This is a genomic window from Frankia alni ACN14a (assembly GCF_000058485.1).
GTDB classification, from domain to species: Bacteria; Actinomycetota; Actinomycetes; order Frankiales; family Frankiaceae; genus Frankia; species Frankia alni.
Genome location: NC_008278.1, coordinates 3631168 through 3645959 on the forward strand (window position 1 = coordinate 3631168; position 14792 = coordinate 3645959).

Sequence of the window (14792 nt, forward strand, 5' to 3'; positions counted from 1 at the left end):
CCGGGCCCGACCTGGCCCCCGGGCCCGACCTGGCCCCCGGACGTTCGACGCCGCGCCCCGGCACCGCGCCCGCCCGCGCATCTTCGATCCCGGACCCGCGCCACGGGCTCGAAACTATCCCGGCCGGACCGCGGACGTCCGCCCATCGCGCAACCCGCCGCGCTGCACCGGCGCCGAGGCGGGCACCGCCGCCGCGATCGCGGCGCCCGATGGTGCCTGATTGCGTATGAACGGCTCCGCGCCGGAGTCGGGACATACGCTGGCCCGGTGACCGAGAAGGGCGCCGACCGAGGAGAAGAACGTCGATGAGGATCGCCGAGGACATCACGCGGCTGGTCGGGAACACGCCGCTGGTGCGGCTGCGCCGGGTCACCGACGGGGTCGGAGCCCAGGTCGTCGCGAAGCTGGAGTCGTTCAACCCGGCGCACAGCGTGAAGGACCGGCTGGGCCTGGCGCTCATCGACGCCGCCGAGCAGGCCGGCGCGATCGGCCCGGACACCATCATCGTGGAGCCCACCAGCGGCAACACCGGCATCGCGCTGGCCATGGTGTGCGCGGCCCGCGGCTACCGGTGCGTGCTGACGATGCCCGAGACGATGAGCGTCGAGCGGCGGATGCTGCTGCGTGCCTACGGCGCCGACCTGGTGCTCACCCCCGGCCCCGAGGGGATGGCCGGGGCCATCGCCAAGGCCGAGGAGCTCGCCAAGAGCGACTCCCGCTACTTCATGCCCCAGCAGTTCGAGAACCCGGCGAACGCCGCGATCCACCGGGCCACGACGGCCGAGGAGATCTGGCGCGACACCGACGGGACGATCGACTTTCTCGTCGCCGGCGTCGGCACCGGCGGGACCATCACCGGGGTCGCCGAGGTCGTCAAGGCGCGCCGGCCGTCGGCCCGGTTCGTCGCGGTGGAGCCTGCGGCGTCGCCGGTGCTGTCGGGGGGCGTGAAGGGGCCGCACCCGATCCAGGGCATCGGCGCCGGCTTCGTGCCCGGCGTGCTCGACACCACCCTCGTCGACGAGGTCATCCAGGTGGAGGCCGACGACGCGTTCACCCTCGCCCGCCGTCTCGCCCGCGAGGAGGGCCTGCTGGTCGGCATCTCCGCCGGGGCCGCGGTGTCGGCCGCGCTGACGGTGGCGGCCCGGCCGGAGAACGCCGGCACGCTGATCGTGGTGGTGCTGCCCGACTTCGGCGAGCGCTACCTGTCCACGCCGCTGTTCGCCGGCCTGGAGGACTGAGCCGTGCTCGCGACGCTGCGCCGAGACCTGCGTACGGCGCGGGACCGCGACCCCGCCGCCCGCTCCTCCCTCGAAGTCGCGCTGTGCTACCCCGGGGTGCACGCCCTGTGGGGCCACCGGGTGAACCACTGGCTGTGGACGCACCGGCTGCCGCTGCTCAGCCGGGTCGGCGCCGAGATGACCCGCACCCTGACCGGCGTCGACATCCACCCCGCCGCCCGGATCGGCGAGGGCGTGTTCATCGACCACGCCACCGGGGTCGTGATCGGCGAGACCGCCGAGGTCGGCGACGACGTGACGATCTACCACGGGGTGACCCTCGGCGGGACCAGCCTGGAGGCCACCAAGCGGCACCCGACGATCGGCGACCGGGTGGTGATCGGCGCCGGCGCCAAGGTGCTCGGCTCGTTCACCGTCGGCGCCGACAGCCGCATCGGCGCGAACGCCGTCGTCGTCCACCCGGTGCCGCCGGGCTCGGTGGTCGTCGGCGTCCCCGGCCAGGTCATCAGCCCGAGCCGCCCGCAGCCCGCCCACGACGACCGCATGCCCGACCTGGTCGGCATCAGCCTGCAGTCGCTGCTCACCCGCGTCGATCGGCTCGAGGCGGCCCGCACCGGCGCCGCCGTCCCGGCCGGTGCCGCCGTCCCGGCCGGCGCGGGCGCTGCCGCGCCCAGCGACGGTGCTGGCGAGCGGCCGCCGATCCGGCTGCCCCGGGGCGGCGTCTGGCAGGGTGAGGACTTCTCTATTTAGGCGTCTGCCGGCGTGATTTAGGCGTCTGCTGGCGGGCGAAGTCTGCTGGCGCTACCAGTTGTAGTTCCAGTAGATGATTCCGCTGATCAGCCCCTCGTTCCAGCCGCCGTCGGAGTCGAAGAAGTCCAGCGGCATGACGCCCAACTGGCCCACGGTGCGCCACTGCTCGATGTTGCCCCAGATCGCGTCGTAGAGCGGCGGCTGGATGAGGTCGGCGTAGCCGTCCGGCGCGATCCACGGCGGGTCGTTCGCGCTCACGTAGTTGACGTAGAGGCGGTCGTCGCCCGGCTGGCGGTAGACCACCGACGCGTTCGCCTGGGCCCAGATCTCGTCGAACTTCACGTTCGGGTCATCTTGGCTGTAGTCATCCTGGATGACGAGGTTGGACCCGCCGTAGTTGATGCCGCCGAGGCCGGCCACGTCACCGAGCAGCACGATCTTCCCGCGGGCCTGGCCCACCGTCGGGATGCTGCCGTCGGTGTAGTAATACGACCGCAGGTACCTGTTTTTGAAGATGTCCCGGAAGTCCTCGTCGCTTTCGTGGGAGTACTCCTGCTTCACCCGCATCAGGATGAACTCGGACGGGTGGCTGTAGAGGAAGTCCGCGCACTTCTGCTGGACGTCACCGAACATGATGTTCTGGTAGTAGGCGCCGTGGTGGATGGCGAACGACATGTCCGAGCCGCTGCCGACGACCCGGCACCGGATGTCGAGGAAACGGCAGCCCCGGTCGAGCTGGTCGGCGACGTCGAGCGTCTGGCAGGGCACGAAGATGTTTCCCTTGCCGTACCGGGCGCAGGACTCGTGGGTTCCGGGGATCGAGACCCGCCCGATCGAGTTGCCGTCAGGCAGGTAGTACATCCAGTCCTTGCCGGTGAGCAGCTCGGTCGGCTTCGCGCGGGCGCGCAGCAGCCGCTGGCCGACGGCTTCGGAGAGCTCGGTCCGCAGGGCGGCGAAGCTCGCTGCCTGGGACGTGGTCGGGCGCAGGTCGGCTTCGGTGAAGGCCGGACGTGTCATGGCGGGCGGGAGGTCGGTGGGCCCGTCCGCCGCCGCGGTGGAGATCTCGGCGAGCTTCGTTTCGGCGTCGTCGTGCACGCTTGCCATGGGTATCTCCAGGTCAGGGGAGTCTGTCATGGAACTCTGGTGGGGAAGTTCGGTGGGACCGTCTGGTGGGGGAGTCCGTGGAACTGTTGCGGCGCCGCCTGCCTCCAGGCAGCGCCTTTCCGGGTGGCACGGTTTCCGGCGGGAAGAACAGCGGAGATAACGGCGGAACGCCGGAGCTGGAATCGAGCTGGCCGGCCCGGCGCGCTCGCGGAGAATCGTCGGATCGGAAAGAGGAGTCTGGAGATCGACGCGATCTGCCGCCGGTTCTGCTGCGACGCGGTGGCCAGTGGTGATATCTACCGGAACGACAGCTTAGGGACGCGTCGGCGCCAGGCGAGGCTGTTTCCCAGAAATTGTCCGGAACAGTGACCACGGTGCCACCGGCGGGGCGGGCGACCACCAGCCCGCCCGGATGCGTGGGAGAGCGCCTTCGTGGTACTTCTGTAGGGCTCGGCGTCCGATTTGTCCCTACAGAAGAACCGCCCGGCTCCGCTCCCACGCACGCGGGGTGCTGTGTCCGGGAGGGGCCCGGTCCGCTAGCGGACGATGATGCGGGCCGAGGCCAGGTTGGGGATGCGGCGCGAGGTGGCGGTGGCGTCGCCGTCGCGGTGGGATTCGACGAGGGCGGTGGCGAAGTAGGTCCCGGGCGCGTCGTAGGCGTGCGTCGTGGTCACGGTCACCTCGGCCGGCGAGCCGTCGAGGTCCTCCGTGCGCGGGAAGGTGCCCTGCCCGTCGAAGTCCCACCGGATGCCGATGATGCTGCCGGCGCCGGGCGGCGTCTCGGCGTGGGCGGACAGCGTGACCGGCTCGCCCACCGCGACCTCGGCCCGGGCGCCGCCGTTCGCCGTCACCGACACGACCGGCTGGATACCGCGGCGCTCCTTGGCCGTCGCCGGCAGGACGATCGCGCCGTCACGGTAGTCGTACTCGGTGTCCACCGGTTCGACGCCGTTCTCCACCCAGTCGACCAGGTCGGCCAGGGACTGCTCGATGATCGGCTGGTAGTCCACCAGATAGGTGGTGTTCGCCCGGCCCGGCACCGAGGCGGCCATGTTCGGCGGCACGTGCTCGGCGTTCTCGGTCCAGCGCAGGCGGAACTTCGTGCGGGCCAGCTCGACGCCGTACTCGCGTTCGATGTTCGCCTTGAATCCCAGGCCCTGCGGCGGCCACAGCGAGGAATCGTGCGTGTGGTGGACCCACAGCAGCTTGCCCTCGATCCGGCCGGTGTGCCTGACGCCCATGAACGGCGACATCTCCGGTAGTTCGTACTGCTGGTAGATGGGCTGGCCGTCGACGCGCAGGAAGTCGTACTCCGGCTCCCACGGGAGAATGTGGTGGCGGTAGTAGTAGCAGTAGGCGAGGAAGGCGTGGTTGTCGACCCGGATCCGGTCGCCCGGCTCGACGCCGGAGAAACGCAGGTTCGCGGCCTCGCCGTCGCTGTCGACGAGCAGCACGTCCCGGTGACCGTTGAGGACGTAGAGAATGCGTCCGGCGGCCGCCCCGCTGGTCAGTTCGACGCTCGCCCCGAGAATGTAGCCGTCGGGAGCCTCGTCGAGCTGCACCGCCATCGGGATGTGCCACATGTTGTTCATGGCGGCGAACAGCGACGCCAGCGCGCGCACCTGACCCAGCTCCGGCGTCTGCAGGGTCGGGTCCTCGAGCAGGTCCTTGGCGTAGAGAACCCGCTTCACGGTCGTGTCCAGCTCGATCAGATCGTCCCGCACGAGCTCGGGCTGGTCGAACCCGACGTGACCGGGCCTGGTCCAGAAGTTCTCCCAGTAGTGCGGGTAGTCGGCCTGCAGCCGCGTGGCCATCGACGACCACAGCCACATCTGGCCCATCGGCTGGGCGATGAAGGACTCGTCGCCGCGCGGGTAGCCGATCCGGTAGACGTTCGCGAGTTCCTCGCGTTGATGGGTGTTCAGGCCGGCGTACGGATCGCCGCTGCCACCCGGCCACATGGCGTCGATGACGTCGTTGATCCGTTCACCGAGGACGCGCTGGACGTTGAACATGGAACTGAAGTTGGGCGTGCCGTTGCGCAGCAGTCGCAGGTCGCCGTAGTCGCCGTCCTGGGCGTCGCCCATGTAGGGCAGGGCCGCGTCCCACACGTCGGGCGCGTAGGCCAGGCACAGCGGCGAGCGCCGCGCGCCGCCGCTGCCGCCGTACACGTAGGCGTACGCGGTGGGCGCGCCGTAGATCTGGGCGGCGACGAACTTGGCGAACCGGGCGGACTCGGCGGCGGCCCGATAGCCGTAGATCGTCGGATCGGGGCCGGCCTTCGGATCCATGACGTCGCCGATGTGCCCCATGTTGGACTCGACGGCGTAGCCGCCCATCCGGAAAATCATCTCCAGGCCACCGGTGACCTGGCCGAGCGGGCCGGTGTTGACGTTCTCGTGGCCGGCGTTGGCGCCTTCCAGCGGCTGGAAAAGGCGGCCCTGCCACCTGGCGGCCGGCGGGTAGCAGATGGCGAACCGGGTGCTCGTCCCCTCGAATCCGCCATGGACATAGCGATGCTCGACGGGCTCGCTGCGCTGTTCGTCCTCGTCGATGTACGGCACCCCGAAGAAGCTGTCGGTCACAACGTAGGAGTCGAGTCCAACCGGCGTCATCGAACGTCCTTTCACGCCTGAGTCATCCACATCGGCGACCCTGATCAGGGCTCGACAGTAGAGTGACGTAGGCCACAAGTCAACGCTGTTCACTGGCGGCCGGTAGGCGAGGGGAGCTCAGGCGGACGGGTGGGTGCGGCCGGTGACGTGGCGGGGGCCCGCGCCCTTGAGGGTGCGGTGGATGGGGGCGGTCTCCAGGCGGCGGATGCCGGCAAGCGCGGCGATCGGGCCGGTCAGGTAGCGGTAGAGCGCGCCGGCGTCGCGGCAGACGACCGAGGCGTACAGGTTCGCCGTGCCGGTGATCGCCCCGGCGAAGGCCACCTGTTCGTGCTCGGCGAGCGCGGCCCCGACCTCGGCGAGGCGGGCCGGCTCGACCTCCAGCCACAGCGACGCCCGCAGGTGCCCCAGCAGGCTGCCGTGGTCGAAGTCCAGGTCGTAGTAGAGCGCCCCGGAGGACCGCAGCTCCGACAGCCTGCGCCGCACCGTCGTCTGCGACCATCCGGTGGCCGTGGCCAGCTCGGCCGCCGAGGTCCGGCCGTCCACGGCGAGCGCGTCGAGCAGTCGCTGATCGTCACGGCTGAGCCGGACGGGGTCCTCGGCGGTCTCGCTCGGGCGGCGCGCCGGCGCGTCGGGCGGGATGAGCGCCGCGGTTTCGGTCGGGCCGAGCGGGCCGGTGCGGGTCAGCGGGCTGAGGTCGCGGCCGAAGAAGATGTGCAGCAGCGCGTGCGCGGTCACCTGCACCACCCGGGGGGTGCGGGGGAGCTGCTGCAACAGCAGCGTGTCGTCCTGGCCGGGGGCGGCGCCCTGCACGATGCAGGAGATCTCCGTGCCGCCGGAGATCAGGCTCACCCAGCGGGTGTCGGTGCGCCGGGCCAGCGCCTCCCCGACGGACGCCGCCGCGTCCGGGGTGCAGCGCACCCGCACGAGCCACGCGGTCAGCCCGATGTGCAACGGGTCGACCAGGCCCAGCACCCGCAGCGCCCCCGCGGCGCGCAGCCGGGCGTAGCGGCGGGCCACCGTCTGGTCGGAGACGCCCAGCACCTCGCCGATCCGCGCGAACGGTGCCCGGCCGTCGACCTGGAGGGCGTGCATGATCCGCCGGTCGAGCTGATCCAGGGCGCCTGTCGAGGGCCACGCTGCGTCGGAATCCACCCTGCGAGGCTAGTCGCTGTCGGATTCCGCCGCGGTGGCACCGACGGCTGGGGTGCCGAGCCGGCCGGGGAGACGGTGGCACCACGGATCACCCCGCCTTCGTTCCCCGGAACCCCCTCGTTCCCCGGAACCCCCTCGCCCCTCTCGCCCTCGGAAACGGAGTTCCCCGACATGCGCAAATGGCTGCCCCTCGCGGCGATCTGCCTGGGCGCCTTCATCCTGCTCGTCGACGTCACCATCGTGAACGTCGCCCTGCCCCGGATGGCGGACGACCTGCACGCGTCCTTCACCTCCCTGCAGTGGGTGATCGACATCTACGCCCTCGCGCTGGCCGCCCTGCTGCTGGCCGTCGGCTCGCTGGCCGACCTGTTCGGCCACCGCAGGCTGTACCTGCTCGGCCTCGCCGTCTTCGCGGCGGCATCGCTGACCTGCGCGCTCGCACCGAACGCCGCCGTGCTCATCGCGGCCCGCGCCGTGCAGGGCGTCGGCGGCGCCGCGATGTTCGCGACGTCGGCCGCGCTCGTCTCCGCGAACTACCACGGCCGGGACCGCGGCGTGGCCTTCGGCGTGTGGGGCGCGGTCAACGGCGCCGCCGCCGCGACCGGGCCGATCGCCGGCGGACTGCTCACCGAGGGCTTCGGCTGGCAGGCGATCTTCCTGGTGAACCTGCCGATCGCGGTCGTCGCGATCATCCTGACCCTGCGGGTGCTGCCGGCCGGGTCCCGCGGCGCCGGCCGCCTCGACCTGCCCGGCGCGACCGCCTTCACCCTGGCCGCCGCCGCGCTGACCTACGCCCTGATCCGCGGCGGCGAACGAGGCTGGGGCGAGCGGCTGGCCGTGGCCGCGTTCGTCGTCGCGGGGCTCGCCGCGGTCGGTTTCCTCGTCGCCGAACGGCTGGTCGCCCGCCCCATGCTGGACCTGGCGCTGCTGCGCCGGCCGTCGTTCGCCGGCCTGCTGACCGGCGCGCTGCTGTTCCAGTTGGCGGCCTTCGGTGGCCTGGTCTACGTGTCGCTGTGGCTGCAGAACGTGCTCGGCCTCAGCCCCGTGCGCGGCGGCCTGGCGCTGATGCCGCTGGCCGGCACGGCATTCGTGGTCGCCGCCGCCGCGGGCCGGCACACCCACCGGTTCGCGCCGCGCCTGCCGATCGGGGTGGGGCTGCTCTGCATCGCCGCGGGCTCGGCGCTGCTGCGGCTGTTCGTGGGCGCCGGGTCGGGGCAGTCCGCGCTGTTCGCCGGTCTCGCCGTGGTCGGCGTCGGCGTCGGCCTGACCACGCCGGTGCTGGTCTCCGCCGCGGTCGAGTCGGTGCCGCCGCGGCAGGCCGGCATGGCCGGCGGGGCGGTCAACACCTTCCGCCAACTCGGCATGACCCTGGGCATCGCGCTGTTCGGCGGCGTCTTCTCCGCCCGGCTGCGCTCGGCACCGTCGGTCCGGGCGGGCTACGCCGCCGGCATCGACCGGGTCGCGCTGTGGGCGGCGGTGGCGGCGCTGGTCGGCGCCACAATCGTCCTGGCCACCGTCCGCCGCGCCGGCCACGCCGGGCGGAACCCGGCGACGGGCACGACCGTGCCCGTGCCCGTGCCCGTGCCTGTGCCTGTGGACGTGACCGTGCCTGTGGACGTGGACGTGGACGCGGAGGGCGGCGCCGCGTCGGCGGTCAGCGCGCGCCGACAGGGCTGACGATCTCAGCGGTCGGCGTCGGCCGCAGCCACGGGCAGGGCGATGCCGACGGTGGCGAGCAGCTCGCGAACCAGGGCCGTGGGCAGGCCGATGACGGTGTCGAGCTCGCCGTCGACGGCGGTGACGAACGCGGCGGCGCCGCCCTGGATGGCGTAGGCGCCGGCGGCGTCCATCGACTCGCCGGTGGCGACGTAGGCGGTGAGCTCGGCGTCGGGGACGTCGCGCATCGTCACCGCGGTGACGGCGGCGCGGCCATGGAGGGTGCCACTCGCCGCGTCGAGGACGACGACGCCGGTGACGACCCGGTGGGTCCGCCCGCGCAGGCGGCGCAGCATGGCGAGGGCCTCGGCGGGGGAGGCGGGCTTGCCGAGGATCCGCCCGTCGACCTCGACGACGGTGTCGCTACCGAGGATGAGGTCCTCGGGGCGCAGCACGGCGACGGCGCGGGCCTTGCGCTCGGCGAGCTCGACGGTCAGCTCGGGGGCCGTCGGGGTCGCCGATGACTCGTCGACGCCGCTGACGACCACCTCGAAGGGCACGCCGAGCCGGGCCAGCAGCTCGCGCCGCCGCGGTGACCCGGAAGCGAGCACGATGCGCCGGTTCGCCGTCATAAGGGGAGCGTAATCCAGCGCGGGCCACCGCCCACCCGCCGGCCAGGGTTCACCCCGGCCACGGCTGTATCGGCCGCGTCCACCGCGAACACGCCACCCCGCCGGTGGGGCGTGTCCGCGTTCCGGATGTGCCGGCGTCATCCTGCCGCGAGCTTTCACGGTGCGAGGACAAGCACATTCGACCAGGCGTAGAACGCGGGGCCGAACGAGCATGCGGCGGACCGGCGGGCGTCCTGACCGGGCTATTCGCCGATTTACCCGTTCGGGCATGGGCGGGATGGGTTGGGTGGTACCTCGCCGGTTACATAACTCTCACCGGTACTCGGCCCCGAACCGGATGGATCGTGGACCTAGACTGGATCCGGTAGGGCACTGCTCCACCCACCCGGCGAGATCGAGATCAACCACCAGGAGGGTGACAATGGCCATTCCAGCACGCCAGGCGATCAGGGTCGGAGCCTATCTCGCGAAGCAGAAGATTCTGCGCCGCGAGAAGTTTCCCATCACCCTCGAACTGGAACCGCTGTTCGCGTGCAATCTGGCCTGCGAGGGCTGCGGCAAGATCCAGCATCCGGCGGACGTGCTGAAACAGCGCATGCCGGTCGAGCAGGCGCTGGCCGCGGTCGACGAGTGCGGCGCTCCCGTGGTGTGCCTGGCGGGTGGCGAGCCGCTGATGCACCCGCAGGTAGAGAAGATCGTCGAGGGCCTGGTCAAGCGGAAGAAGTTCGTGTACCTGTGCACGAACGCGCTGCTCATCCCGAAGAAGATCGACAAGCTCACCCCGTCGCCGTACCTGTCCTTCGCCGTGCACATCGACGGCCTGGAGGAACGCCACGACGAGATCGTGGCGAAGAAGGGTGTCTTCGCCCAGGCCGTGGACAACATCAAGGAGGCCCAGCGGCGGGGTTTCCGGGTGACCACCAACACGACCTTCTTCAACACCGACACCCCGCAGAACGTCATCGACGTCCTGAACTTCCTCAACAACGACCTCAATGTCGACGGGATGATGCTCTCCCCGGCCTACGCCTACGAGAAGGCCCCCGACCAGGAGAACTTCCTGGGTGTCCAGGAGACGCGGGAGCTTTTCCAGAAGGCGTTCGCGGAGGGCCGCCGGAAGGGCTGGCGTCTCAACCACTCGCCGCTCTACCTGGACTTCCTTGAGGGCAAGCTCGACTTTCCGTGCACGGCGTGGGGAATTCCGTCCTACTCCCTGTACGGCTGGCAGAAGCCCTGTTACCTGATGGGTGACGGCTACGCCGAGTCCTACCAGGAGCTGCTCGACACCACCGACTGGGACTCCTACGGCCGCGGCAAGGACCCGCGCTGCGCGAACTGCATGGCGCACTGCGGCCACGAGCCGACGGCCCTGGCGGCGACGCTGGGGTCCCTGCGCGAGACGATCCGCGCCGCCGCGCGCTGATCGTCGCCGCAGGCTGATCGTCGGCGCGGACTGATCGTCGCCGCGCGCTGATCGCAGTCGGGTGCGGACGGCCCGGTATCCCGCCCCGGGCAGCCCGCCGTCCCCACCCCCGGCGGCTCGGCCTCCGGGCCGTCGGGGGTCCGTCCGGTCGGGCGGCGACGCCGAACGACCGGCAGTTCTAACTCCCTCGTCACCTGCCCCGACACGCCCGACACGCCGCCGCCACGCGGCCCTCGCCCGGGACCTCGACGCCCCCGCGAGCAGGTCGGACACCCGTCGCAACAGAAGAACGCGCCAAGCCTCTGGTCGGCAGACAATCTGACGGTATGATTCCGGCCACACGATCGAGTGGGCGGCCTGGCCGTTCGGGCGGGCATCCGACCGGGCGGGTGCGTCCGGCCCCTGTGGTGGGTTCGGTCTGAGGCAGAATCTGACGGGAGTGTCGGAATGATCTTCCGAGGTGCGCGTTCCCGGTCGGCGGGGTGGCCGATCGTATGAACGACCTCTTACCTTTTGTGATCATCGGCCTGGTCTCCGGCTCCGTCTACGGACTGGCGGCCACGGGCCTGGTGCTCACCTACAAGACGTCTGGGATCTTCAACCTTGCGCACGGGGCGGTCGCCACGACCGCCGCCTACACCTTCTACTTCTTACGGGTCCAACATGGCCTCCCCTGGGGATTGGCCGCGCTGCTCAGCGTCGGCGTCGTAGGACCCGCCCTGGGACTTCTGCTCGAGTTGATGGCACGCCGCCTCGCCGAAGTCCGGGTCGTCTACAAGATCGTTGCAACCATCGGCATCATCCTGGCCGTCCAGGGCTTCTTCACCGCCCGCTACGGCGCCCAGAGCCAGACCTTCCCGACGTTCCTGCCGACCGGCTCGGCGTTCACGCTGTCCGGGACGGTCGTCACCTGGGACCAGATCATCATCACGGCCATCGCGCTGATCGCCACCGCGGGGCTGTACCTGTTCTTCCGCTTCGCCCGTCTGGGCCTGGCGATGCGCGGCGTCGTCGACGACCCGGAGCTGCTCGACTCCGCCGGCACCAACCCGGTGGCGGTCCGCCGCTGGTCCTGGGTGATCGGCAGCACGTTCGCCTGCCTCGCCGGCGTCCTGCTCGCCCCGAGCCTGAGCCTGGACGCCCTGCTGCTGACGCTGCTCGTCGTGCAGGCGTTCGGCGCCGCCGCGCTCGGCTACTTCTCCAGCCTGCCGCTGACCTACGCCGGTGGCCTCGTCGTCGGCGTGCTCGCCTCCATCCTGACCAAGTACGGCGCGGTCACCCACCCGAACGCGCTGCTGACCGGGCTGCCGCCGAGCACTCCGTTCCTCGTGCTGTTCGCGGTCCTGCTGCTCACCCCGCGTCGGCGGCTGGTCGACCGGCGCCTGTCGGCCCGCCTGCTGGTCACCGACACCTGGCGGGCCCCGGCCCGTATCCAGGTCAGTGGCGCGGTGGTGCTCGCGGCCCTCGCCGTCGCCGTGCCGTTCCTCGTCGGCAGCTCGCGCATCCCGACCTACACCGACGCGCTGCTGAAGGTCATCCTCTTCCTGTCCCTCGGGCTGCTGGTGCGCACCTCGGGCCAGGTGTCGCTGGCCCACGCCGCGTTCGCCGCGATCGGCGCCGCCTCCATGGGGCACTTCACCACCGGCCTCGGCCTGCCCTGGCTGGTCGCGCTGCTGCTCGCGGGCCTCGTCGCCATCCCCGTCGGTGCGGTCATCGCGATCCCGGCGATCCGGTTGTCCGGGGTGTTCCTGGCCCTGGCCACCTTCGGCTTCGGCATCGCGCTGGAGCAGATGGGCTACCCGCTGAAGATCCTTTTCGGGTCCAGCACCTCGGGTGTGCGGGTGCCCCGCCCCGGGCTGTCGGCCTTCGAGAGCGACCGCGGGTACTACTACCTCGTCCTCATCTTCGTCGCGTTGGTCGCCGCCCTGGTGGTGGGCGTGCACCGCAGCCGGCTCGGCCGGCTGCTGCGCGGCCTGAGCGACTCGCCGACGGCGCTGGCCACCCACGGCGCGAGCGTGAACACCACCCGGGTGCTCGTGTTCTGCCTGTCCGCCTTCGTCGCCGCGATCTACGGCGGCCTCTACGGCGGCTCGGTCTCGGCCGTCACCGGGTCGTCGTTCTCCTCGTTCTCCTCGCTGGTGATCCTCGCCGTCCTGGTGATCAGCCTCGGCGGGGAGCCGTGGTACGCCTTCCTCGCCGCGGCGGGCATGGTCCTGCCCAGCGCCTACATCACCAACGAGAACACCACCAACTGGTTGAACTTCCTGTTCGGCGTGTCCGCCATCGCGGTGTCGCTGAGCGGGGGGCCGCCGCGCAACGTCGCGCTGCGCCGGCTGGCCGACCGCCTCGGCGGCCGGCCAGCCGAGGCCGCGACGGTCACGGCGGCACCGGCCGGCGAGCCGGGCGCCACGCCGGCGGCCGGCACGGACGCGCCGGCGGCGGGCGTGCCGGCGGTCGATGTGCCGGCGGTCGACGCACTGCCGCTCGACGCGGCCGCGGCGGCCGAGGTGGCGGCGATCTCGATCGAGCGGCCCGCCGCCGTCGCCGCCGCGCCCGACAGCGGCATCGAGGTGGAGAAGGTCAGCGTCCGCTTCGGCGGCAACCTCGCCGTCGACAGCTTCTCGCTGATCGCCCCCCAGGGCCGGGTCACCGGGCTGATCGGGCCCAACGGCGCCGGCAAGACGACGACGTTCAACGCGTGCAGCGGCCTGGTCCGCCCCAGCAGCGGGCGGGTGCGGCTGCACGGCTCCGACGTGTCGCGGCTGCCACCGTCGGCGCGGGCCCGCGGCGGCCTCGGCCGGACGTTCCAACGGATGGAACTGTTCGACTCGATGTCGGTGCGGGAGAACATCGTGCTCGGCCGGGAGGCGTCCATGGCCGGGGTCCGGCCCTGGCGCCACCTCGCCGGGACCCGCGCGCAGCGCCGGGTGGTCGCCGAGGCGGTGGAACGCGCCGCTGCCACCTGCGGGATCACCGACCTGCTGGACCGGCCCGTCGGCATCCTGTCGACCGGGGAGCGCCGGCTGGTCGAGCTCGCCCGCTGCCTGGCCGGCCCGTTCGACATGCTCCTGCTCGACGAGCCGTCGTCCGGCCTGAACCGCCTGGAGACGGCCCGTTTCGGCGAGGTACTCGCCGAGGTGATCCGCCAGGGCGACGTCGGTGTCCTGCTCATCGAGCACGACATGGCGCTGGTCATGGAGGTCTGCCACTACATCTACGTCCTCGACTTCGGCGTCCCGATCTTCGAGGGGACTCCCGCCGAGGTCGCCGCGAGCGACGCCGTGCGCGCCGCCTACCTCGGCTCCGAGGCGGCCACCGCCGACGCGTCCGACGCGTCCGACGCGTCCGACACGCCGGAGACGCCCGGCGGGTCCGACCAGACCGGCGAGACGGGCCCGGCCGATCCCGCGGCGCCGTCGCGCCAGACCGTGTCCCAGGAGGTGGGTTCGTGACCGTCACCGAGACCCGGCCGGGCGGCGAGGGCGCCGCCGCCGCTCCCGCGACCCCGGTGCTGGAGGTCCGCGGGCTCGACGCCGGCTACGGCTCGTCGGCCGTGCTGCACGACGTCTCGCTGACCGTGCCGCGCGGCAGCGTCGTCGCGCTGCTCGGGCCGAACGGCGCGGGCAAGACGACGCTGCTGCGGGTGGCCTCGGGTCTGCTGCGCCCGACCCGCGGCGAGGTGATCCTCGACGGGCGCGACGTCACCCGGGCCCGGCCCTACCAGCGGGCCCGGGGCGGGCTGTGCCACATCCCGGAGGGCCGCGGCGTCTACCCGTCGCTGACCGTGCGGGAGAACCTCGTCCTGCACACCTGGAAGCGCAACGTCGACGACGCGCTCGAGCGCGCGGTGGCGAACTTCCCGATCCTCGGCAGCAAGCTGTCCCAGCCGGCGGGGGAGCTCTCGGGCGGCCAGCAGCAGATGCTCGCGGTGATGCGCGCCTACCTCGACGAACCGTCCGTGGTGCTGGTCGACGAGGTGTCGATGGGGCTCGCCCCGGTGATCGTCGACCAGATCTACGAGTTCCTCGACCGGATTCGCCAGGCCGGGACGTCGCTGCTGCTCGTCGAGCAGTACGTCCACCGCGCCCTGGCCGCGGCCGACCGGGTCTGCGTGCTGACCAAGGGCCGGATCGTGTTCGACGGGCGTCCCGAGGACGTCGCCGAGGAGGTCTTCGAGCACTACCTGGGCGTCGACCCGAACCACGGCGGCTGACCGCGCGGA

10 protein-coding genes are annotated in these 14792 nt (G+C 71.8%); 6 read left to right on the forward strand and 4 right to left on the reverse strand.

Annotation, left to right across the window (positions count from 1 at the left end; genetic code table 11):
- Window positions 1-305 precede the first annotated feature (305 nt).
- Window positions 306-1238: a cysteine synthase A gene (gene cysK, locus FRAAL_RS14615; protein ID WP_011604497.1), complete on the forward strand. Its 933-nt coding sequence runs from the start codon at window positions 306-308 to the stop codon at window positions 1236-1238.
- 3 nt (window positions 1239-1241) lie between these two features.
- Entirely contained in the window at window positions 1242-1988 is a 747-nt protein-coding gene (gene cysE / locus FRAAL_RS14620; RefSeq protein ID WP_011604498.1) for a serine O-acetyltransferase, read from the forward strand.
- Between the two features lie 51 nt (window positions 1989-2039).
- Here cysE and FRAAL_RS14625 read toward each other — a convergent pair whose 3' ends face one another.
- The 3 genes from FRAAL_RS14625 to FRAAL_RS14635 form a co-directional block, all read right to left on the reverse strand.
- Window positions 2040-3092, reverse strand: a complete 1053-nt coding sequence (locus FRAAL_RS14625; RefSeq protein ID WP_157892355.1) for a phosphatidylinositol-specific phospholipase C — start codon at window positions 3090-3092, stop codon at window positions 2040-2042.
- Between the two features lie 536 nt (window positions 3093-3628).
- Window positions 3629-5707, reverse strand: coding sequence for a PKD domain-containing protein (locus tag FRAAL_RS14630; protein ID WP_041939332.1), 2079 nt, complete (start codon window positions 5705-5707; stop codon window positions 3629-3631).
- Window positions 5708-5824: 117 nt separating this feature from the next.
- Complete coding sequence (locus tag FRAAL_RS14635) at window positions 5825-6859, reverse strand: Lrp/AsnC family transcriptional regulator (RefSeq protein ID WP_011604502.1); 1035 nt, start codon at window positions 6857-6859, stop codon at window positions 5825-5827.
- A gap of 171 nt (window positions 6860-7030) precedes the next feature.
- On the opposite strand from FRAAL_RS14635, the gene FRAAL_RS14640 reads away from it, so the two are divergent.
- A complete protein-coding gene (locus FRAAL_RS14640) occupies window positions 7031-8536 on the forward strand; it encodes an MFS transporter (protein ID WP_157892102.1) in 1506 nt (501 codons plus the stop codon).
- 5 nt (window positions 8537-8541) lie between these two features.
- Here the strand turns inward: FRAAL_RS14640 and FRAAL_RS14645 are convergent, their stop codons facing one another.
- The gene (locus tag FRAAL_RS14645; RefSeq protein ID WP_041940551.1) at window positions 8542-9147 is read right to left on the reverse strand and encodes a Maf family protein; all 606 of its coding nucleotides are present in this window, start codon (window positions 9145-9147) and stop codon (window positions 8542-8544) included.
- Between the two features lie 421 nt (window positions 9148-9568).
- On the opposite strand from FRAAL_RS14645, the gene hpnH reads away from it, so the two are divergent.
- The 3 genes from hpnH (at window position 9569) to FRAAL_RS14660 (ending at window position 14783) form a co-directional block, all read left to right on the forward strand.
- Window positions 9569-10570: an adenosyl-hopene transferase HpnH gene (gene hpnH, locus FRAAL_RS14650; RefSeq protein WP_011604505.1), complete on the forward strand. Its 1002-nt coding sequence runs from the start codon at window positions 9569-9571 to the stop codon at window positions 10568-10570.
- A gap of 494 nt (window positions 10571-11064) precedes the next feature.
- A complete protein-coding gene (locus tag FRAAL_RS14655) occupies window positions 11065-14022 on the forward strand; it encodes a branched-chain amino acid ABC transporter permease/ATP-binding protein (protein ID WP_041939333.1) in 2958 nt (985 codons plus the stop codon).
- Complete coding sequence (locus tag FRAAL_RS14660) at window positions 14019-14783, forward strand: ABC transporter ATP-binding protein (RefSeq protein ID WP_011604507.1); 765 nt, start codon at window positions 14019-14021, stop codon at window positions 14781-14783. The genes FRAAL_RS14655 and FRAAL_RS14660 overlap by 4 nt, the downstream gene beginning before the upstream one ends.
- The last annotated feature ends 9 nt before the right edge of the window (window positions 14784-14792 follow it).

Coding starts and splice junctions, on each gene's coding strand:
- cysK (WP_011604497.1), top strand. CDS start 306: ATGAGGATCGCCGAGGACATCACGCGGCTGGTCGGGAACACGCCGCTG.
- hpnH (WP_011604505.1), top strand. CDS start 9,569: ATGGCCATTCCAGCACGCCAGGCGATCAGGGTCGGAGCCTATCTCGCG.
- FRAAL_RS14655 (WP_041939333.1), top strand. CDS start 11,065: ATGAACGACCTCTTACCTTTTGTGATCATCGGCCTGGTCTCCGGCTCC.
- FRAAL_RS14625 (WP_157892355.1), bottom strand. CDS start 3,092: ATGGCAAGCGTGCACGACGACGCCGAAACGAAGCTCGCCGAGATCTCC.
- FRAAL_RS14630 (WP_041939332.1), bottom strand. CDS start 5,707: ATGACGCCGGTTGGACTCGACTCCTACGTTGTGACCGACAGCTTCTTC.
- FRAAL_RS14640 (WP_157892102.1), top strand. CDS start 7,031: ATGCGCAAATGGCTGCCCCTCGCGGCGATCTGCCTGGGCGCCTTCATC.
- FRAAL_RS14645 (WP_041940551.1), bottom strand. CDS start 9,147: ATGACGGCGAACCGGCGCATCGTGCTCGCTTCCGGGTCACCGCGGCGG.